Genomic DNA, 21,067 nt, shown 5'->3' on the forward strand with positions numbered 1-21,067 from the left:
CAAACATTGACCCCACCTCATACCACATGAACCGGATAATGCTTGGGGCGCGTCAATCCTGCGCTCTTGCAGTAGGTGTTCAAAATTTCGAAACGAGAGTGGAAACCCAACGTAGGGCATCACAGTCAGGCGAAGGGTTGGGAGCTTTTTCGGAAGCCGCAAAAAAAGGGGCAATCCGATCATCGTCGAAGGTTTCGCTGCAAGCCTGGCTTCTCGCAAGCAGATCGACTTGACACCTCCTTGAGCCGGGTTGGTTCTGTGCTACGATGCGGTCATGAGTTCTCATGGCCGATCCCACTTGCTACGCGTTCCTCGATGGCTAGGGGGGACTCTGGCGGCGATGTCCGTGGCGATCAATCTGTTGATGCTCGCCCTACCCCTTTACATGCTGCAGATTTTCGACCGGGTGCTTAGCGGTCGATCGCTCGAAACGCTGGTGATGCTGACCCTCGCCGTTTTCTTCGCGCTCGGCGTCATGGGTAGCCTCGACGCCTGCCGGACCGTGATGCTGGCCCGGTTTGGCGACTGGCTGGAGCGTCGGCTGAGCCGTCCGTTGATGCTGGCCAGCGTGGCATTGTCGGCGCGGCCCTCAGCGACAGCCACCGCCCAACCGATGAACGATCTGGGCGCAGTGCGACAATTTCTGGGCTCGCCCGGTGTCACAGCGCTATTCGACGCGCCGCTCATGCCGCTCTTCATCGCGGTGATCTGGCTGATCCACCCGTTGCTCGGCGTGGTAGCACTGGGCGCGGCGCTGCTCCTCGGTCTGCTGGCGCTTGCCAGCGATCTGCTCAGCCGCAGGTCCGCCCGCGCCGCCGCCTCGACCGCCGCCGAGAGCGAGACGATGCGCGACGGCGCTCTGACCCAAGCACCGCTCCTGCGCACGATGGGACTTGCGCAAGGCGTGGCGGATCGCTGGAGCGGCATGCGCGACGTGACCAGTACGCACCTACTGAGTGCCGGCACTACATTGGGCGTGCTCAGCGTGACCTCACGCACCGTGCGCTTCGGGGTGCAGGCGGCGATCCTCGGCGGCGGTGCCTATCTGGTGCTCGACCGCGCGATCACACCAGGGCAAATGATCGCCGCCTCGATCATCCTCGGCCGGGCGTTGAGCCCGGTCGAGATCGCGATCGGCAGCTGGCGGCAGTTCGTGGCCTCCCGACAAGCCTGGCGACGCATCGTCGGGTTGTTGACTCAGCACGCAGCCGAACCCGACGGTCTCGATCTGCCTGCTCCCGAAGGAAGGCTGAGCGTCGATCGCGTCACACTCACTGGCGCGCCCGACTCCGAGCCGCTGCTGCGCAACATTTCGCTAGACATCCCTGCCGGTGCGACATTGGGCATCATCGGCGCGTCGGGCTCAGGCAAGTCCAGCCTCGGGCGGCTGATCGCCGGAGCCTGGCGGCCCTCGGCGGGCGTGATCCGGCTCGATGGTGCCGACCTGCGCGACTGGCGACCCGAAGCACTGGGCCCTCACCTGGGCTACCTGCCGCAAACCGCGGATTTGCTGCCCGGCACAGTGCGCGAGAACATCGCGCGGTTCGGACCGCACACGCTGGACGGGGTGATCACGGCTGCGCGCCGCGCGCATGCACACGACGTTATCAGCGCCATTCCTGGCGGCTACGAGGCACAGGTCGGCACCGGCGGCAGCCGACTGTCCGGCGGCCAACGGCAGCATGTGGCGCTGGCTCGCGCCCTCTACGGGGCGCCAAAAATCATAATTCTGGATGAACCGGACACAAATCTCGATCAGGCCGGCCACGCTGCGTTACTCAAAGTGCTGGACGAATTACGCGCGCAGTCGGTGACGCTGGTCATCATCGCCCATCGCATGGCGGTCCTAGGACAATGCGACTGGCTGGCGATGCTCGAGGCCGGGCAGATCAAGGCCTTCGGTCCGGCGCAAAGCGTCGCCAAAAAGCTGGGCCTCGGCACCAAGGGCCAGCCGCTACGCGCGGTCTCGGGCCAAGGCAGCGAGCGATGAGTGCATCCGTTCAGCCCTCGCTATTGTCGCGTTTGCGCGGCCCGCTGCTTCTGGCGGCGCTGATCCTGATTGGTTTCTTTGCGGGCATCGGCGTCTGGTCGGCTAAGGCGCCGCTGACCAGTGCCGCGGTGGCGCCCGGCGCAGTTGGGCTGGAGGCGCAGCGCAAAGTCGTGCAGCACCTCGAAGGCGGTATCATCGACGGGCTACCCGTCACCGAGGGCGACCGGGTGCAGGCGGGCGACCTGCTGATCAGCTTGGACGATACAATGGCGCGATCCACGCTGGAACTGCTCGAGGGACAATATATCGCTCTTCTGGCCCAGCGGGCGCGGCTCAAGGCCGAGCGCACGGGTGCCGAAGAGTTGACTGTTCCAAGCACGCTTGAGCCTTATCTGGGCCAACCGCGGGCCCAAAAGGCGCTCGCAGCCGAGCGCGAGCTGCTGCAATCGCGCCACGCCGCCTATGCCAGCCGGCTGGAAATCCTCGCCTCGAAGATCGACAAGCTGCGTGAGCGCATCAAGGGCCTCGATGCGCAAGCCGATGCGCTACGGCGGCAGATCCGCCTGATCCGGCAGGAACGCGACAATATCCAAGACCTCGTGGACCGCGGGCTCGAGCGCTCACCGCGGCTCTTTGCGCTTCAGCGCGAGGAAGCCGAGATCGAGGGCCTGCTGGGCGAACTGGCAGCACGGCGGGCCGAGACAGAGGTGCAGATCGGCGAAAGCCGGCTCGAGCGGGTCGATCTGGATGCCCGCAGGATCAACCAGGTAACTGGCGAACTGAGCGATCTGGAGCCCCGTCTCGCCGACATGCTGCCGCGCCTGCGCGCCGCCACCGACACGCTGGCCCGGACCCGGATCACGGCCCCGGTGGACGGGACAGTGATCGCTATGGCACATCACACGCCAGGCGGCGTGGTGGCGCCGGGGCGACCGATCTTAGAGATCGTGCCCGCAGAGATGGACCTGATGATCGAGGCTCGCGTGCCACCCTCCGAGATCGATGTGGTGCGCGTGGGCCTGCCCGCCGAGATCCGCTTCACCGCCTTCTCGGCCCGGAGCACGCCCACGGCACCCGGTCGGGTGGTGCATGTCTCGGCAGACCGGCTAATCGACCCGGCCACCACGCTTCCCTACTACGCCATCCACGTGCGGCTGGACCGGACGGCGGCGCAGGAGGCGGGCCCGGGGCTTGATCTCGACACGCTCTATCCGGGCATGCCTGTCGAGGTCATGGTGGTCACCGGCCGCCAGAGCGTGCTGAATTATTTCCTGCAACCCCTCAGCAATGTCATCGCTCGCGCCTTCCGCGAAAGCTGAGCTGTCCCGCCGCCAATGCTATTTGTGCTATGATGCTCTCGCTAGACATCGTGACACATCAGCAAAGGAGGCTCCATCATGGCCAGCACCCCCAATTTCACCGACGGCACCTGGGAGGTCGTCTCGACGCGCAATCTCGGCGGCGATCCGAATGGCGACATCCTGTGGCAGAACATCGCCAACCAGGACCTGACCCTCTGGCAGCAGGACGGCGCGGCCACCACCGCGGTTGCCGACCTGCCCTCGATCACGGGGTTCGAAGTTCAGGTCGCAGGTGATTTCGACGGCGACGGCGTCGCCGACCCGTTCCTGCGCAACCCTGACAGCGGCGCCAACAAGGTGCTGCTGAGCAGCACCGGCACCCTCGAGGATACCTCGCCCAATGCCAACGTGCGCGCGCCCTACTACGTGGGCGGCACCACGGATGCCACGGGCGACGGGCGCGACGATGTTTTCTGGTTCGACCCGCTGACCACCACTGTCGCCAGCTGGGCGATGAATGGCAGCGCCGTTTCGTCATCCTCCTCCTTCTCCTCGGGATACACCGCGTCGGATGAATTTCTGGCTGCCTTCAATGGCACGTCTCTGCGGGATTTCGATTCGCTGTGGTTCGACGCCTCCGATTTCCAGTACGATATCGCAAGCTATGACAACGGCGCGCGCTCGGTGACCGACAGCTTCAACGTCTTTGTCGGGGCCGAATATGCCGGCGACGCGGATTACAATGGCGACGGGCAGGCGGATTTCCTGTTCCTCGACACGAACGGGGGCGACATCGGCAGCGCCGAGGTCGTCTTCTCCGACGGGAGTAACGAGATCGCGCGATTTGCCTACGACACCGGGCTGTTCGACCGGGACCTGCGTGTCGAGGGCGGGGGCGATTTCGACGATGACGGCCGCGCGGAGCTTCTGATGCGCGACCCCGTTTCGGGCGAACTGACCGAGATGACGGTGCAGGGCGGAAACGACTTCACCGAAATCTTGACCGGCTCCACCACCGCCGACGCGATCGACGGCCGGGCGAGCCGCGACACGATCGACGGCAAGGCCGGCGACGACCTGCTGCTGGGTGGGGAAGGCGATGACTTCATCCTCGGCGGGCTGGGCGACGACCTCGTGAACGGCGGCGATGACCACGACACGCTTTTCGGCAACGAGGGCGCCGACGAGTTGCACGGCGACAGCGGTCAGGACAACCTGATCGGCGGGACTGGCAACGACACGCTGGAGGCTGGCAACGGCAGCGACATCCTCACCGGCGACGATGGCGACGACTACCTCATCGCGGGCAGTTTCGGCTTCGACATCCTGCGCGGCGGCGCCGGCAACGATATCCTCACCGGCAAGGGTGATCGCTCTATGATGGAGGGTGGCGACGGCGACGACGTGATCATAGGCGGCTCGTCGCTCGACCATTTATTCGGGGGCGATGGCGACGACCTGCTAATTGGCGGGCTCAGCTCCGACGTGCTGCGCGGCGGTGCCGGCGACGACCACATCATCGGCGTCGATCGCGAAGGCTCGTCCGGCACCGACGACACCGCCTATGGCGGTACGGGCACGGATTTCTTCCATCTCGGCAACGATGACACGAACTATTACGTCGGCGGCGGCGAGCTGACGATCAAGGATTTCGACAGCTTCGGCGACGAAACAGATCACGTACTGCTGAACGGCACCGCCGGAAACTACAACTTCGTGGATACCGGCGCGACCATCGAGATTCGGCAATCCTCCGATGCGGATGTGTTGGCCATCATTGAGACCACGGACACCGTGGCGGACGTCGAGGCGACGGCGATCTACATTGGTTAAGCTGGTTCTGTCAGAAGAATTCGAACCAATCTACGTCGGAGCAGCATGAATGTTCTGTATGCGGCTCCGAGACAACGCAGATTGGCTAGAGAGGCTATGTTACTGATTGAAATGGTCAAAGACGGCAGAATGGCGGGCGGCGCATTGTGCGAAATTCACATGCGTCGGAAGCTGCGCATGACGCGTTCTCGTCTTCGGAGCGGCTGTTGCGCAATTTCCGCGTGGGGGGCATCCCCTAACCGGTTCGCTGTGTGTTAACATTGCGGATTTCTTCCATGACGATGCAGCAGGACCGAAGCCTGTCGGTAACGACCTGCTTGGTTCGACTATGGCGTTTCATCAACTTTCTGAGAAATTTCAATGCCACATTGCGATCTGCGGCTTTGGAAACAAAGGTATCGTGAAACTCACTCTCGTGATCGACGACAAGCCGGGTATCTTTGTCGCGGCCTGAGAACGAGTTGATTTGGGCAAGTGGCGGAGGGAACGGAGCGCGCAAGAACTCCGCTCCGCGAAAGCTGTCGCAGCCCGGTGCGACCCGCGCGAAGGGCCGAGCAAAAACCCCAATACTCACTCGTTCGCTCCGTTCAGTCGTCCGAGGTTTCGTCCGCAGCCCGCTCAGAGAACTCACGCAGCACCTCCAGCACCCCGGTGACCGCCTGTTCGGCGGCAAGGAGGCTCGATGCCAGCTTCAGGTTCTCGCGGCCGGCCATCGCGAGGAAGGCGATCAGAACCTCGTCCGAGTGCCGCACCAAGGCAACAAGATGCTCCCCGCTCGGACCATACTTCCCGGCAAACCAGTTCTTGATCGTCTTTTCGTTGGCGCCCGTCCACCCCTCCACGGTTTTCACACCCGCCCTGCTTTCACCGAGTTCACGGCGAAGCGTCGCTGCGATTACCTGCGCGAAGGAACCAGCGGCCCCATCGGCCTGCACCCCATCATACCCGTTTTCTTTCGGAAAGAACTTGCCCTTTTTCGGAAACGACATTCCGACCTCCCTTGCTTTACATGATGGGAGGGATTCGGCCCTGGATTCAGGTGGTTCGGATGGTTTTGTGCGGCGTAACAAGGAGAAACGTGCGTGAGCGGTCGGGAACTGACCCATGGACGGGACGGAAATGGGCAGTCGGAGACGGATGTGCCCGCGGTCGCCTATGTCCGGATGTCGACCGATCACCAGAAGTACTCGACCGAGAACCAGCTGGACGTCATTCGCAAGTACGCGGAGGCCCGTGGGCTGACGATCCTTCGGACTTTCGAGGACTCGGGACGCTCTGGCCTGCGGCTTGACGGCCGCGAGGCGCTGCAGAACCTGATGGCAGAAGTCCAGTCCGGCGATGCCGACTTCAAAGCGATCCTCGTCTACGACGTCAGCCGCTGGGGCCGTTTTCAGGATGCCGACGAGGGCGCGTATCACGAGCATGTCTGCTCCCGCGCAGGGATCCGGGTACACTACTGTGGCGAGCAGTTCGAGAACGACGGCAGCATCGGCTCGAACCTTCTGAAAACCGTCAAGCGCGTGATGGCAGGGGAATACAGCCGGGAACTTTCGGTCAAAGTCTTCGCCGGGCAGTGCCGCCTCGTCGAGCTGGGGTATCGCCAGGGCGGCGCGGCCGGATACGGGCTGCGCCGGGTGCTGATCGACGAGCACGGCAACCCGAAGGGCGAGCTGTCTCGCGGCGAGCAGAAGAGCCTGCAGACCGACCGCGTCATCCTGGTGCCCGGCCCCGAAGAAGAACAGCGGGTTGTCCAGCGCATGTACGAGTTGTTCGTCAACGAGGGCCGGTCCGAGCGCGAGATTGCGGAGACTATGAACGCCGCAGGTCACCGCACTGACCTCGGCCGCCCCTGGACGCGCTCGAGCGTCCATCAGGTACTGACGAACGAAAAGTACATTGGGAACAACGTCTTCAACAAGGTGTCGTTCAAGCTGAAACAGCGTCGGGTGGTGAATCCGCGCGAGATGTGGATCCGGGCTGAGGGCGCCTATCCCGCCATCGTCGATCAGGCGCTTTTCCTGCGGGCCCGGGAGATCGTCGATGCCCGCAGCCGCCGTTTCTCCGACGAGGAACTGCTCGACGCCTTGCGCGCGATCCTGAAGCGGCAAGGCATTCTGTCAGGGCTGATCATCGACGAGCAGGATGATCAGCCGCCCTCCAGCGCCTATCGCAGCCGCTTCGGCAGCCTGCTGCGCGCCTACCGCCTGATCGGCTACGAGCCGGACCGCGACTACAGCTACATCGAGATCAATCGCGCCCTGCGGCAGGCCCACCCGCAGGTAGTGGCCGAGATCATCGACGGGGTGGCGCGGCATGGCGGGTCGGCAGTGCAGGACCAGGACACCGATCTGGTGCGGGTCAATGACGAGTTCACCGTGTCCATCGTGCTGGCCCGCTGCACGGCAACAGTGGCTGGATCGTTGCGCTGGCGCATCCGCCTCGACGCAGGCCTCGTGCCCGACATCACCATCGCTGTGCGCATGGACGAGGTAAATGAGGCGCCGCGCGACTACTACGTGCTGCCCGGCATCGACATGACCTTCGGGAAACTCAAATTCGCCGAGCAGAACGGCCTCGCGTTGGATGCGTACCGGTTCGACAGCCTCGATTTCTTCTACGCGCTCGCCTCGCGGGCCATGATCGCGGAGGTGGCGTGATGCCCGATGACATGGAGACGACCAACCAGACGCAGGTAACGTTGATCCCGACCGACAGGATTCGGGTCCTCAACCCGCGCGTGCGCAACCGGCGGACGTTTGAAGAGATGGTGGCAAACATCGCTCGCATAGGGTTGAAGCGCCCGATCACCGTGGCCCCGCGGGCCGACACTGATCCGCAGGAATATGACCTCGTCTGCGGACAGGGCCGCCTTGAGGCCTTCATCGAGCTCAAGCAGGACCGCATCCCGGCCATCGTCATCGAAGCCGACGAGAGCCAGTGCCTCGTCATGAGCCTCGTCGAGAACTGCGCGCGGCGGCAGCACAACCCCATTGATCTGATGCGTGAGATCCGCGCGCTGCGCGGGCGCGGCTACAACGACCGCCAGATCGGCGAGAAGATCGGCGTGTCCACAGAGTACGTCAATATGATTGCGAAGTTGCTCGAGAAGGGAGAAGAGCGCCTGGTCTCGGCGGTGGAAACTGGGCTCCTGCCGCTGAACCTCGCCATCAAGATCGCCAAGACCGATGCCAAGGGCGCACAGAAGGCGCTGATGGACGCCTACACGCAGAAGAAGCTGCGCGGTAAGAAGCTGACGCTCGTGCGCCGCCTGCTCGAGCAGCGCGAACTGCGCGGCCCGCAGATACAGAGCAACGCGCTTGGGCGCAGGGTCGGGAAACGGGCGCTAACCAGTGAGGGCCTCGTCCGAGCCTATCAGCAGGAAGCGGCCCGCCAGAAGCTGCTGATCAAGAAAGCTGAACTCACACAGGGTCGCCTGATCTTCGTGCGCGAGGCGTTCCGCAAACTCTGCGCGGACGAGCACTTCATGACGCTGCTCAGGGCCGAGGGACTGGAGAGCATGCCCGCAGATCTCGCCCGGTCGGTCATTGAGGGTGCGGCGACATGAAACGGGAGTCGAGCGAGCCCCCGCGCAGCGTCACCCGTGGATTCGAGGATGACTGTGTCACCCTTCCTATCGACACGATCCTACCGGTGCGCACGCTCGGCAAATCCGCAAAATCCAGTCGCAAGTATCGCCAGATTGTGGCCTCCATCGCCCAGATCGGGATCGTCGAGCCGCCCGTCGTCGTCCGGAACCCGGACAAGTCTGCCACCTGGTTGCTGCTCGATGGCCACCTGCGGATCGAGGCGCTGAAGGACGCCGGCAAACAGGAGGTGGAATGCCTCGTCTCCACCGACGACGAGGCGTTCACCTATAACCGGCAGGTCAGCCGCCTTGCCCCCATCCAGGAGCACAAGATGATCCGCAAGGCGATCGAGCGCGGCGTGCCGGAGGAAAAAATCGCCGCCGCGCTTGATCTCAACATGAGCAGCATCCGGCGCAAGGTCCGCCTGTTGGACGGGATCTGCGAGGAGGCTGTCGCGATCCTGAAGGACAAGCCCTGCACGTCAGCCGTCTTCAATACACTGCGAAAGATGAAGACCATGCGCCAGATCGAGGCGGCCGAGCTGCTCGTCAATGCCAACAACTATTCCGTTGCCTATGTGAACGCGATCCTCGCTGGGACGCCTCAAGCGCAGCTGATCGACTCCTCCAAGCCGAAGAAGGTCAAGGGCATCACGCCCGAGGCCATGGCGCGGATGGAACAGGAACTGGCCCGCCTGCAGGAGGGAATCGCCTCGATCCAGGACACCTACGGCCAGGACCATCTGCATCTGACCGTGATCAAGGGCTACATCGGCAAGCTGCTCGGGAATGCACGGATCGTGCGTTACCTGGCGCAGAACCATCCCGAATTCCTCGGTGAATTCCAGACGATCACCGAGATCTCGCCAGCGGAAGCCGCCGACGCGGAGTAATGGATCGCGAGCAGTTGATGGGGACCCGGACCCGATAAGCGCGGGGACCGCGGGAGACGCCGGACTGTGGGCCGGATCGAGCGCGGCGGTGGGGATGGCGGCGAACCCGCTCGGAGCCCACCAGGCCGGCTCGAGGTTTCGCCGGCCGCGCGGCCGCACAGCGGCGGCGATATTCGCAGGCGTGCCGAGGAAGCGCGCGAGTCGGCACGCCTGCCTTTCAACCAAACGCTGCATTGGCGGCCGATCTAAGCCTCGGGGCTGGTCTCCGCGATCGACAGCCAGCCGCTATCAAAGGTAAACGTGCGGGCACGGCCAGCGGGGTCCTGAATCTTCACTACACGTGCAGTTTCAATTTCCGATGCGTATTCAACAACATATAGCCAAAAGTCCTCGCGTCGCTCCGAGGCGAGATCAAATTGCGCGCGCGAAAGGCCGACGGGCCGATCATTCAGTGATCCGGTCATTGATTTCACTTCAACCCAACGGACGACATTCCCCTCTGCGTCTTCTTCATAGAGGTCAAAGCCTTTGTTGCCTTCCGCAGTCTTTTGGAGGTTCGGTTCAAGACCAATTATCTTTTCAATAGCCTTTGCTTCCAGTTGCATTCGTTTTGGCCGATCGAGTCCATCTGGGTCTGGTCCCTCATCATCGGGATGCGTTCCCAAATAAGAAATGAATGGCCTACCCCCTTTGGACCCGGGGGAACGCCTGCCTTGATGGTTACCGGTCTTGTTCGTTGCGCTGCTGCCCGATCCGGTGCTTTCAGCCTTCGAAGCACTCGGTTTGCCACCAGTTCCGCTACCTGACGAGCCTCCTCTATTCCCGCTCCCGCCTCCGGTGCCCCCAGAATTGCTTCTCCCTACTTCATCGTCGCCAGCCGGATCGTAGCTTCCTTCGGGGATGTCCGGCATGTCATCGCCATAAAGATCCTCAGCGTCTTTGTAGACGTCAGGGTCTTCGGTTTCGACCACACCATTCTCAGCGTCAGCATCGTCCACGCATTCAGGCACGGGATCGATTATGCCAAGTCTCGACATCAGATCAAAAGCACTTGTAATCCCGTACTTTCTTAACAGGTCCAAGGCGTCTGGATCTATTCCCGCCTCCTTCGCCAGCTGCTCGATTATGGGGGGCTTGAAAGTTATTTGCGCCTGGAGAAATGGATTGGGTTTCCATCCAAGGCTTTCAAAAATCACTTGGTTTGGCGGCTGCAGGTCACCGTTCTCATCCGGAACCCAAGCAGCTGCGTTCAGACGGCGAACGAACGCTGACGGAAAATCCTTCTTGTAACTTCCGTAGTGGGTCCAGCTGTAAAGCCCATCGAATACACCACGACCACGCCGTTCCTCCAAATCCCCTAGACTTTCCCAGATTAGGCGAGCACGAGCTGTGCGCTCTTCCGGCTCCAGTCCCGGGAGGATTTCCATCAACTCATCGAAACCGTCCAATGCCCAGTCCTGGACCTTGTCCTTCACGCCCGAGGTTTCTTCGTGACCCGCGGAAATCCGAATCTCTCGGAGTTCTAGGTGGCTCAAGGCATCGGGAGCCTCAATGGGCCTCGGGCACCTTAGGGCACCGCAGGCTTCGAGCAGGTCTCGCATCGCTTCGCCACGCAAGCATTCATAGGAGTCATCGACGATCATGACGTTGGCAACGCCTGAAAAAAGCTTCTTAAGGCGATCTGTCGCTAGATAAATTTCCCCTGGACGAGATACGTAACGCGTACCATCCCCGGCATCCAACACCATTACAAATGAAGTCGTCCGAAGAGCTGCCACTAACTTCTCGCGCTGCAATTTTGAATCCGATTGATAGGCTGAAAGGATCCGCGCAATGTCACGTGAGTATAGGGCCTCGTCCTCATCGACTTCGTCATGCTGGTAGGTGGGCAGAACATTCCAGATCACATCGTCTACTGGATCGGGCTCAGTAATTCCGAGGGAGACAAGAAACTCCCGAGACTCTTCAGTTGCAGAAACGGATGACTTTACCGTAGGAAAACCGGTCTCAAAGTTACTCGGCAAGAATGCCTGAGCTTTGCCGCCCTCGCGTGCAGTCACATGCGAGCCGTCATCCAGCCTGATCAGGGGAATTGCCTGAAGCGAACGTCGCAATTGTGACCCCTGGCCATTCAGGAACTCATAGAGTTTGAGGGTCCAATCGTCAGCTTGCGCCTCTAGAAATTCGAGGTTGAGACGCGGAACTATCGAAGCTGGCGTAATCTCCGATACTTCAAGTTCGTGCACCAGGTACTGTCGTAGTTCGGGCGTTCTGTCCTGGGTGATGTCTCCGGAAAGCCACCCATCCACATCACCAGAAAACAGCGCTGCAATCTGCTCCGGTCGAAATAGCTCTCGTAGCTCCTTTGTTCTTCCAAGCTTTGTTTTCTTGGCCGCAATATGCCCGCCTCCGAACTTCGGCAGCAACGGCTCTTCCAAGAGCGCATCGCGCACTGCATCAAACACGGGAGCGAACATCGAGCCTTCGGGAAATTTGTCTCGATCAAGAGGCAAACAAGCCAACGCCGAAGTGTCGAGTAATGATTGATCCCTTAACCATCTTAGTGCCTCGATCAACAGCTCAGCTGTTTCCTCGACCAAGTATTTGTTCCAAGGATCGTTGCGAGGAATGTTGTCTCTGCTTGGCGTCGTCCGATACGGCCCTTGAACCAAAAATCCCAAATTTGTCTCAACGGCAGTGGGAAAGAACACCACCAAAGGTGACGTTGGAACCGGTGCGATGTGCCAAACATCTGATCGACCGTCCTCATTGCGCAAAGAAAAGGCAACTTCAACGCGCCCGACAGCTTTACCCTCTGGCGAAGAAACCTCTCGATGAAACACGAGCCATTGCTCATCGACCTCGTCCTGTCCGCTTTCTTGGCCTATCAAATTCACCTTGTGAACGTTCGGGCCAACAGACTCAGGTTTGCTCCGCAGGTAGACGCCGGATGCGTCGTCCCCAACGGACCAGTTGATTTCCTCGATAGACCTCAAAAATAATAATGAACTCGGCCCCAATCTTTTGAAACCATTTACGATTTCACTCTCAGCCGTTTTGTCTTCGGCTATCAATGGCAGGACGATTAGGGTTTCCTCGGGGTCACGATCAGTTTTGCCTGCCTTCGATGGCTGCACATAGTTGCGTATCTCAAAGTCTTCATCGCCCGAATGGATCGTTGGGCAATCTGTGAACGTGTACACGGATTTAAACCCGATCCCGAAACGACCGATTGAATGCTCATCCTTCGTGCTTTCGGCGATGCCGCAGACACCCCGCACGTCAGCATCGTCAAATGGCCTTCCGAAATGGGATAACGTGAGGGAGTCTCCGGTTAACTTAAAGGATACTTGCCGCGGCCCCTCCCAAGCACCTCGGCGGCGAAGCGCATCCTCGGCATTCTGAAGCAGCTCGAAGATGAAATGTGTTCGATCGTCATACCGGTCAGCAAGTAGCATCGGCCCAATCCGAGCGATGTCTGTGCCATACCTTTCTCGGTTCTCATCACGTATCGACTCGTAGTTGGATGCCACGACAGCGCCTCACTTCCGAAGGGCCGATCTGGAGAACGTCAACCCTATCAAATCATCTTGCCAAGTTTGTACAATCTTGCCCTTCTGCGCAATCTTGCGCAAGATGAAGCACAGGCGCGAACCGATGAGAGATGCCCATGGGCGATCAGGAAGACGAGATACTGACTGTCGACGAGGTCGCTGCCTTCCTTAAGGCGGGGAAGAGAACGGTCTATCGGCTTGCCGCAAATGGGACGTTACCGGCTTTCAAGTTGGGTGGAACTTGGCGGTTCCGTAGGGCGGATTTGAATGCATGGATGGAAATCGAGACCGCTTCCGGCGGCTCCAAGACGGCGCAAGGAGCAGATGATCAATGAACGCTCCAATCTCACTCTCTTCAAACGCCAACCCTCAGCAGCTGGAGGCAATCAAGACTACCACGGGACCAGTGCTGATCATTGCTGGTCCAGGCTCAGGGAAAACGTTCACGCTCGTTGAGAGAATTGTCTATCTGATAAAAAACGAAGGTGCTGCCCCGGAGTCACTGTTTGTTGTTACCTTCACTGATAAAGCGGCCCGAGAACTAACCACTCGAATTTCAAACCGGCTTTCAGATCTGAAAATAGAATTCAATCTGAATGAAATGTATCTTGGAACATTTCACTCAATATGCCTTCGCATACTTGAGGATTACCGTGAGTACACGAGGTTGAAGCGCAGCTTTACTTTGTTTGACCAGTTCGATCAGCAGTATTTTCTTTACCAAAGGATCAAGGAGTTCCGAGAGCTTCCTGATGCCCAGCTGGTCATGGGTGATGATCAAACCGGACGCTGGCGTCAATCGGAGCAGCTTCTAAAATGGCTCAACAAAGTCAGCGAAGAAGCGCTTGATCCGACGACGCTAGTGGAAGCGCCGGACGTAGAAGTGAGGGCCCTTGCCGGATGCTTCAAGAAGTACCAGGAGCTTCTACTAGAGAACAACTGCTTGGATTTCTCTGGAATTCAGTATGAGGCGCTGAAGCTGCTTGAGACGCACCCTGAAGTACTTGAAAGCCTGCGCGGCAAACTATCACACTTCATGGTGGACGAGTATCAGGACACGAATACCATTCAGGAACGCATATTGCTGCTTCTTGCTGGTAAGCAAAAAAATCTTTGCGTCGTGGGTGACGACGACCAAGGCCTATACCGGTTTCGGGGAGCCACGATCCGAAATATTCTCGAGTTCCCTACGCTCTTCGATGAGGGCGAATGCAAGCAAGTCTCGCTGACCGTGAACTACAGGTCTCATCCTGCGATCATCAACACGTACAATGAATGGATGGCCGGCCAAGACTGGTCAGACGGCGAGCGCACCTTCCGCTTTGAAAAATCGATCATTCCACGGGACGACATCTTCCCGGCGGTCCCGACGGCCGTCCGACTTGCGGCCAAAGACGAGCCCGACCAAAACGACAATTGGCACGCCGAAGTGTTGGCCTTCCTCCATTCGCTCAGGGACTCGGGGAAGCTCTCGAACTGGAACCAGGTCGCCTTTCTGTTTCGTTCCGTAAAGAACGCCCGAGTGGTGGCGTTGGCACGTTTCCTGGAGGCCAACGACGTGCCAGTCTACTCTCCGCGGTCCAACATGTTCTTCGAGCGTGAAGAGATCCGGTTGATGATCGGTGCGCTGATTTTCCTGTTTCCTCAGTTTCCCAAGGTACGCCAGTGGGCTGAAGGCGCCCATCTTCAGATCTGGGACTACTACGACCATTCGTGCTTCAAGGCGTTCACTGACGAGCTTCGCAAGCCCGAGAACAGACGGATGCTGGAGTGGGCGCGGCCGTTGGCCAAGCGCCACGCCGTCCTGACCCAGACGACCGACTATGCGTTTTCAGGGCTTTTCTATCAGCTCCTTCAGTTCCCTCTGTTTTCCCGCTTCCTCGATGAAGAAACCATGCAGGGCGTGGACAAGGGGCGCGCCGCACGCAATCTGGCGACTTTCTCCAAGCTGCTGACCAAGTTCGAATACCTGCACTATGTCACCGTTCTGAACCCCGAATTCATCGAGCGCGACATCCGGAACCTGTTCAACCAGTTCTTCCGCTTCCTTCAGGATGGCGGCATCGGCGAGTATGAGGACGAGGCGGAATACGCGCCCAAGGGCTGTGTTTCGTTCCTGACCATTCACCAGTCCAAAGGCCTCGAGTTCCCTGTCGTCGTCTGCGGTTCGCTGGAGGCGGTGCCACGCAAGCAGCACACCGCACTGGACGAGCTGCTTGAGGATGGCGGCTACCTCTCCAAGGCACGCTTCGAGCCGCTGGATCGGATCAAGCACTTCGACTTCCAGCGGCTCTACTACACCGCCTTCTCGCGGGCGCAGAACCTGCTAGTTCTGGCCGCGCAGGAGCGGGACGGCAAAGGGCTGGGCAAGTCACCCTCGAAATACTTCGAGCCGCTCTTCCGTTCCCTGCCCAGCTGGCGCGACGTTGACCTGTCCGAGCTGACCTTCGAACAGGTGAAGGAGATCAACCTCAAGCGCGAGTATTCCTTCACCTCGCACATCACGCTGTTCGAGAACTGCGCGGAGCAGTACCGCTTCTTCAAGGAGCTCGAGTTCGCGGCCATCCGCGTCAGTCCGATGCTGTTCGGCACTTTGGTCCACCAGACTATCGAAGACATCCACAAGGCCATCCTGCGTGGCGAGGAGCACACCGTTGTTCCGGATGCCATCGAATCCTGGTTTTCATCGAACTACGCGATGTTGTCGAAGAAAGAGCGCGTCTACCTGGCCCCGGTAGCTCTATCGGCTGCGCTGGACCACGTGATGCGCTACTACAAGCGTGAGAACGGGAACTGGGACAGGATCCGGGAAACCGAGGTCGAGATTTCACTGGTCAAGGACGACTACATTCTCAAGGGCAATGTCGACCTGATCCGGGGCGAGCATGGCACGGTCGAAGTCGTGGACTTCAAGTCCGAGAAGAAACCTGACATGGAGAAGGACCGCGACCGACTGCGGCAATACCAGAGCCAGCTCGAGGTCTATGCCCACCTCGTCGAAGAGCGCACCGGCCACAAGGTCAGCCGGATGCACCTCTACTATACCGGCGAGCAGGACGGGAACCCGTATGTCACCTTCTCCAAGGATGACCGGGCCATCGGCAAGACCATCGCGCGGTTCGATGAGATCGTCGGCCGGATCGAAGACGGCGACTACCGGATCAAGGCGCGCCCCGCGAAGCTGTGCGAGAACTGCGATATGCGCGCCTATTGTGACACCAAGAACTGGCATTTCAGGAAAGACGAGTGATGAGCGACGAAAAGACCACGCAAGAAAACATGGATCTGGGCGCCTCTAACGCGGGTGTCGACAGCGTGGAGAAGTACCAGTTCGCGCCGATCAAGGGCTATCCGATGCTGAACTGGCGCGGGAAGCGGCCGTTCACATCAACCCAGTATTTTCCGGCGCAGCTGAAAGAGGTGCACGGAGAGGAAGTGGACGGCTGGCGCAACAAGATCTTCTGGGGCGACAACCTTCAGGTGATGAGCCATCTTTTAAAGGAGTTCCGAGGCGAGATTGACTTGATTTGTGTGGACCCGCCATTTGACTCGAAAATCCAATATAAAAAGAAAATCAAGACTAAGGGTGGACCTGCTGAAACTGGTTACACAGCTTTCGAAGAGAAACAATACAACGATGTCTGGACGAACGATGAGTATCTTCAGTTCATGTACGAACGGTCGATACTCATGCGCGAGCTACTCAGCGACAATGGCGTATTCTGTATGCACTGCGATTGGCACAAGTCTCATTACTTGCGGGCCCTTTTGGATGAAGTCTTTGGTCCAGATGCCTTTGAAAACGAGATTGTCTGGTACTACTACAATAAAATGCAGGGCAATATTAACCGGTTTGCTTCAAACCACGATGTTATTCTTGTCTACAAGAAATCAGGGAAATACAGCTTCAATAAATTAAGAGAAAGGCGCGCAGAGCCTGTTCAGCAGATCAAACGGGTCTGGGACAAAGAAACACAGTCTCTTGTGAATGCAAAAGATGAAAATGGCAATGTAATCTATATCAACGCGACCCACCGAACGGTAGACGACGTTTGGCGCATTCCGATGTTGCAGCCTGCCGACAAAGTCGAACTTTTGGGATACCCGACGCAGAAACCAGAAGCTCTCCTTGAGAGACTGATTCTTGCGTATTCGCAGCCGGCAAGTTTGGTCTTCGATTGCTTCATGGGATCGGGCACCGCTCAAGCCGTGAGCTTGAAATATGGCCGACGCTTCATTGGCAACGACATAAACCTGGGCGCAATCCAAACGACAACCAAGCGTTTGCTGAATGTTCGAGAGGAAACCCTTGCGCCGGGATATGTTCCATACATCAAGAACGGTTTACGTTCCGAGAAGGACGCTCGACTGGCGCTGGATGAGGCCGATGACGATGATGCTGACTGGACCAAAGTCTTCGAAGTTCCGAAGTTTTTCAGGGGCTTTGAAGTCTTCAACGTCAATCAGTACGATATTTTCAGGAACCCGGTACAAGCGAAGGAGCTTCTGCTTGAAACCTTGGAGGTCCAACCGCTCGAAATGAGCACAGTCTTCGATGGTGAAAAGGATGGGCGCATGGTCAAGATCATGCCGGTCAACCGGATCGCCACTCGAGCCGATCTCAACGAATTGACCGCCGGTTTTGATTACAAGGCGTGGGAGCGGCGTCAGGGAGAGAACCCGAACCGACCAGTGGAAAAAATTACACTCGTCTGCATGGGGCACGAGCCCGACCTGTCAGCACACCTGATCCTTGCAGCCAAGCCCTACAAAATCGATGTCGAAGTCGTGGACATCCTGCGCGACAAGGCCGACCTCGAGTTCAAACGCGACTCCGATGCCAAGGTCGTGGTCGAGGACGGCGAGCTGATCATCGAACGCTTCTACCCCATGAACCTGCTGCAAAAGCTGTCCATGCAGAAAGAGGCCGTGGACGACTGGCGCGAACTGACCGAGAGCATCCTCATCGACTGGAACTACGATGGCGCGGTTCTGCAGCCTGAAATCGTGGATATCCCGGAGAAGAAGACCGACCTCGTGATCGGCCGCTACAAGGTCCCCGACGACGCCGGCACCATCCGCGTCAAGATCACTGACCTCCTCTCGGAATCGTGGGAAGGGAACGTCACCAATGGCTAGACGTCCCAGAACCCAAAGCGCGTCGCTGGACTTCGCTTTCTTCCAGTTCCTGTGGGAGTTCTACCGCGGCAACCGCGGCACCGTCCGCACCCACTACAAGGAGCTGACCCGTAAGTTCCTGGACTTCAACAACCCGGAAAAGAACCCCAAGGCCTTCCTGCGCGAGCCGCAGTTCGAGGCGCTGGAGATGTACGTGTTCCTTAAGGAATTCATGGGGAACGCGAAGGTCGAAGAGATCTTCAAAGCCTGGTTCGAGAAATCTGGCCGCTTCGCGGACCGTGCCGAAGGCGGCATCGTCGGAGACACCCGCCAGGGGTCGATGTTCGATGCGGTGACGCAGGACCAGTACAAGGCCGTCTTTGCGGCGATGCGCAAGAATTCCCGCATCTATCCGAACTACATCTTCGCGCTGACCATGGGGACCGGAAAGACGATCCTCATGGCGACGTGCATCTTCTACGAGTTCCTGCTCGGCAACAAATTCGAGAAGGATGAGCGCTTCTGCCACAACGCGCTGGTCTTCGCGCCGGACAAAACCGTGCTGCAATCGCTGAAAGAGATCGAGTCCTTCGACCTCGCGCAGGTCGTACCGCCTGAATACGTGAACTTCCTGACCACCCACCTCCGCTTCCACTATCTCGAGGAAGCCGGGACGTCGCTGAGCACCCTTGACCGCTCGCGTTTCAACATCGTCGTGTCGAACACGCAGAAGATCATCCTGAAGCGTCAGCGGAAGGAAAAGACGCCGATGGACCAGCTCTTCGGCGCGACAGGAAATACTGTCGCCGAGAGCGGCGTCTACGCAGAGGCTTCAGACCTCTACGATTGGGACCAGCCGGAAGAAGAGGCCGAACTGACCACCAACCAGCGGTTTGAGAAGCTGTGTCGCCTCGAACAGCTCGGCATCTTTGTCGACGAGGCCCACCATGCTTTCGGAAAGAAGCTGGCGAAAGACATGGGGATCGGGACCAAGGCAAATGATACTAGCCTTCGCACGACTATCGACATCCTGGCGGCGAGCCTGAACAAGGCCGGCACACGCGTCGTTGCCTGCTACAATTTCACTGGGACACCCTACGTCGGTAAAGAGGTTCTGCCGGAGGTCGTCTACGCCTACGGCCTCAAGGAGGCGATCGACAAGGGCTTCCTGAAGAAGGTGGACCTGCGCAGCTACAAGAACACGCGCAACGAAGAGTTTGTGGAAATCGCGGTAGACCGTTTTCTCGAGGCGACAGAGAACCTGCGCCCGGAAGGCATGCTGCCCAAGCTGGCGTTCTTCGCTGCGACCATTGACGAGCTGACTGGCGATCTGCGCCCCGCAGTGGAACGTGCTCTGGCCAAACACGGCATTCCTGCCTCGCGGATCCTCGTGAACGTTGGCGATGAAAAACTGACAACAAACGACGACATTCGCGAATTCAACCGGTTGGATACGCCAGACTCCGAAAAGCAATTCATCCTTCTGGTGAACAAAGGACGTGAAGGTTGGAATTGTCGTTCGCTCTTCGGCGTCGGGCTTTTCCGTGCCCCCAAGTCCAAGGTCTTCGTTCTCCAGGCAACCATGCGCTGCCTCCGAGCCATCGGCGAAGCTCAGCACACAGGTCACGTGTTCCTCTCAGACGACAATCTCCAGATCCTCAATGACGAGCTTCAGCAGAACTTCCGCATCAGCGCCGACGAACTTCAAAACGTGGCAAGCGACAAGGAACGAGTAAAAATCCGCGTTGTTGAGCCACCTGTAAAGATCAAGCTTGTCCGTGTGCGCAAACAGTACAGCGTTCGCGAGAAGAAGCTAGCGGCCGGGGCATCCCTCGGCCTGAACCGCTCGGACACCGAAGCTTGGGCTGAATTGGTCGAAAGGTATCGGCTAATTGAAACTCAACAGGAAGGGCTCACGGCGGCCGACGCGGCCAAGGCAGCTTCCAGCCGTTCGTTTGACCTTACTCAGCGACGTGAGAAGCGTGTCTTTTCGCGACTTACCCTGGTGGCCGAGATCGCGCGCTATCTCAACCTCAACCCTTCCGACATCGAGGATCTGCTGGATACGACCAAAGAGGGGACCGAAGAACTCGTAGGAATCGTCAATGAATTCAATGAAATTCTATATGACGAGATCATTCCGCGCCTCTTCGAACTCCTATTCGATCTCGACGAAACCCAAAAAACGGAAGAGCATGAAGTCGAACTCATCAAAGTTCCGCCAAGCGGATACTATGAGGTTACTGCGGCAAAAGACAAAATTGTGCGGAGCGCCGATGCCAAGAAAGGCGAGATTGGAAAGAGCTTTCATTTAGATACTTATTGTTTTGACTCAAATCCAGAAAGAACCTTGTTCTGGGATTTGCTGCGCGAGCAAAGGGTGAAGAAAATATACTTCACCGGAATGCTCACGCACGGACAGTCGGATTTCTTCATTCAATACATCGACCCGGATTCCCGAACCGTTCGTAGCTACTACCCAGACTTTGTATTCGTCCGTGAAGAGCCCGACGGCAGCGAAAAGTTTGTTATCGTCGAGGTGAAGGGTGACCATCAAATCGACAACGCCGTAGTTCAAGCAAAGAAAGACTTCGCGCAGCAGATCGCCGTGGCCAGTGGCATGGAGTATCGCATCATCAAATCGAGTGATGCCGATGCACGTCGGTACCGGATGCTGATGTGATCTACCGTCATCAAGCTGGATTAACTGTGGAACTCAGGTCTGTTTTTCCAGCCGGAACACGCCCCTTGTCACTCTTTACCTGAAGGGGGCTCTGTTGCACAAATCCTGT

13 protein-coding genes are annotated in these 21,067 nt (G+C 58.7%); 10 read left to right on the top strand and 3 right to left on the bottom strand.

What is annotated here, in order from left to right; genetic code table 11:
• Positions 1-346 precede the first annotated feature (346 nt).
• From V8359_RS11900 to V8359_RS11910, 3 genes are all read left to right on the top strand, one after another.
• Positions 347-1,990 (top strand): type I secretion system permease/ATPase, encoded by a 1,644-nt coding sequence (locus V8359_RS11900; RefSeq protein ID WP_336429127.1) that lies wholly within the window; start codon positions 347-349, stop codon positions 1,988-1,990.
• A complete protein-coding gene (locus V8359_RS11905) occupies positions 1,987-3,309 on the top strand; it encodes an HlyD family type I secretion periplasmic adaptor subunit (protein ID WP_336429128.1) in 1,323 nt (440 codons plus the stop codon). The genes V8359_RS11900 and V8359_RS11905 overlap by 4 nt, the downstream gene beginning before the upstream one ends.
• Positions 3,310-3,387: 78 nt before the next feature.
• Positions 3,388-5,124 carry a calcium-binding protein gene (locus V8359_RS11910; RefSeq protein ID WP_336429129.1) on the top strand — a complete coding sequence of 579 codons (1,737 nt, stop codon included), beginning with the start codon at positions 3,388-3,390 and terminating at the stop codon, positions 5,122-5,124.
• A 235-nt stretch (positions 5,125-5,359) separates the two neighbouring features.
• Here the strand turns inward: V8359_RS11910 and V8359_RS19335 are convergent, their stop codons facing one another.
• Positions 5,360-5,755 carry a DDE-type integrase/transposase/recombinase gene (locus V8359_RS19335; RefSeq protein WP_442970366.1) on the bottom strand — a complete coding sequence of 132 codons (396 nt, stop codon included), beginning with the start codon at positions 5,753-5,755 and terminating at the stop codon, positions 5,360-5,362.
• Positions 5,712-6,113 (bottom strand): hypothetical protein, encoded by a 402-nt coding sequence (locus V8359_RS11915; RefSeq protein ID WP_336429130.1) that lies wholly within the window; start codon positions 6,111-6,113, stop codon positions 5,712-5,714. Before V8359_RS11915 ends, V8359_RS19335 begins: the two co-directional genes overlap by 44 nt.
• Before the next feature lie 150 nt (positions 6,114-6,263).
• On the opposite strand from V8359_RS11915, the gene V8359_RS11920 reads away from it, so the two are divergent.
• Genes V8359_RS11920 through V8359_RS11930 form a run of 3 tightly spaced genes read left to right on the top strand, consistent with a single transcriptional unit; the run spans position 6,264 to position 9,603 of the window.
• Positions 6,264-7,781: a recombinase family protein gene (locus V8359_RS11920; RefSeq protein ID WP_336429371.1), complete on the top strand. Its 1,518-nt coding sequence runs from the start codon at positions 6,264-6,266 to the stop codon at positions 7,779-7,781.
• Complete coding sequence (locus tag V8359_RS11925) at positions 7,781-8,689, top strand: plasmid partitioning protein RepB C-terminal domain-containing protein (protein WP_336429131.1); 909 nt, start codon at positions 7,781-7,783, stop codon at positions 8,687-8,689. Before V8359_RS11920 ends, V8359_RS11925 begins: the two co-directional genes overlap by 1 nt.
• Complete coding sequence (locus V8359_RS11930) at positions 8,686-9,603, top strand: plasmid partitioning protein RepB C-terminal domain-containing protein (RefSeq protein ID WP_336429133.1); 918 nt, start codon at positions 8,686-8,688, stop codon at positions 9,601-9,603. The genes V8359_RS11925 and V8359_RS11930 overlap by 4 nt, the downstream gene beginning before the upstream one ends.
• Before the next feature lie 245 nt (positions 9,604-9,848).
• Here the strand turns inward: V8359_RS11930 and V8359_RS11935 are convergent, their stop codons facing one another.
• Positions 9,849-13,061, bottom strand: a complete 3,213-nt coding sequence (locus V8359_RS11935; RefSeq protein ID WP_336429134.1) for a sacsin N-terminal ATP-binding-like domain-containing protein — start codon at positions 13,059-13,061, stop codon at positions 9,849-9,851.
• 212 nt (positions 13,062-13,273) lie between these two features.
• Between V8359_RS11935 and V8359_RS11940 the strand changes: the two genes are divergently transcribed.
• Genes V8359_RS11940 through V8359_RS11955 form a run of 4 tightly spaced genes read left to right on the top strand, consistent with a single transcriptional unit; the run spans position 13,274 to position 20,958 of the window.
• Positions 13,274-13,492: a helix-turn-helix domain-containing protein gene (locus tag V8359_RS11940; RefSeq protein WP_336429135.1), complete on the top strand. Its 219-nt coding sequence runs from the start codon at positions 13,274-13,276 to the stop codon at positions 13,490-13,492.
• The gene (locus V8359_RS11945; RefSeq protein ID WP_336429136.1) at positions 13,489-16,407 is read left to right on the top strand and encodes an ATP-dependent helicase; all 2,919 of its coding nucleotides are present in this window, start codon (positions 13,489-13,491) and stop codon (positions 16,405-16,407) included. The genes V8359_RS11940 and V8359_RS11945 overlap by 4 nt, the downstream gene beginning before the upstream one ends.
• Positions 16,407-18,296, top strand: coding sequence for a site-specific DNA-methyltransferase (locus tag V8359_RS11950; RefSeq protein ID WP_336429137.1), 1,890 nt, complete (start codon positions 16,407-16,409; stop codon positions 18,294-18,296). The genes V8359_RS11945 and V8359_RS11950 overlap by 1 nt, the downstream gene beginning before the upstream one ends.
• Positions 18,289-20,958, top strand: a complete 2,670-nt coding sequence (locus V8359_RS11955; RefSeq protein WP_336429138.1) for a TnsA endonuclease N-terminal domain-containing protein — start codon at positions 18,289-18,291, stop codon at positions 20,956-20,958. Before V8359_RS11950 ends, V8359_RS11955 begins: the two co-directional genes overlap by 8 nt.
• Positions 20,959-21,067: the final 109 nt, after the last annotated feature.

It is taken from the genome of Roseovarius sp. E0-M6 (assembly GCF_037083845.1).
Classification (GTDB): Bacteria; Pseudomonadota; Alphaproteobacteria; order Rhodobacterales; family Rhodobacteraceae; genus Roseovarius.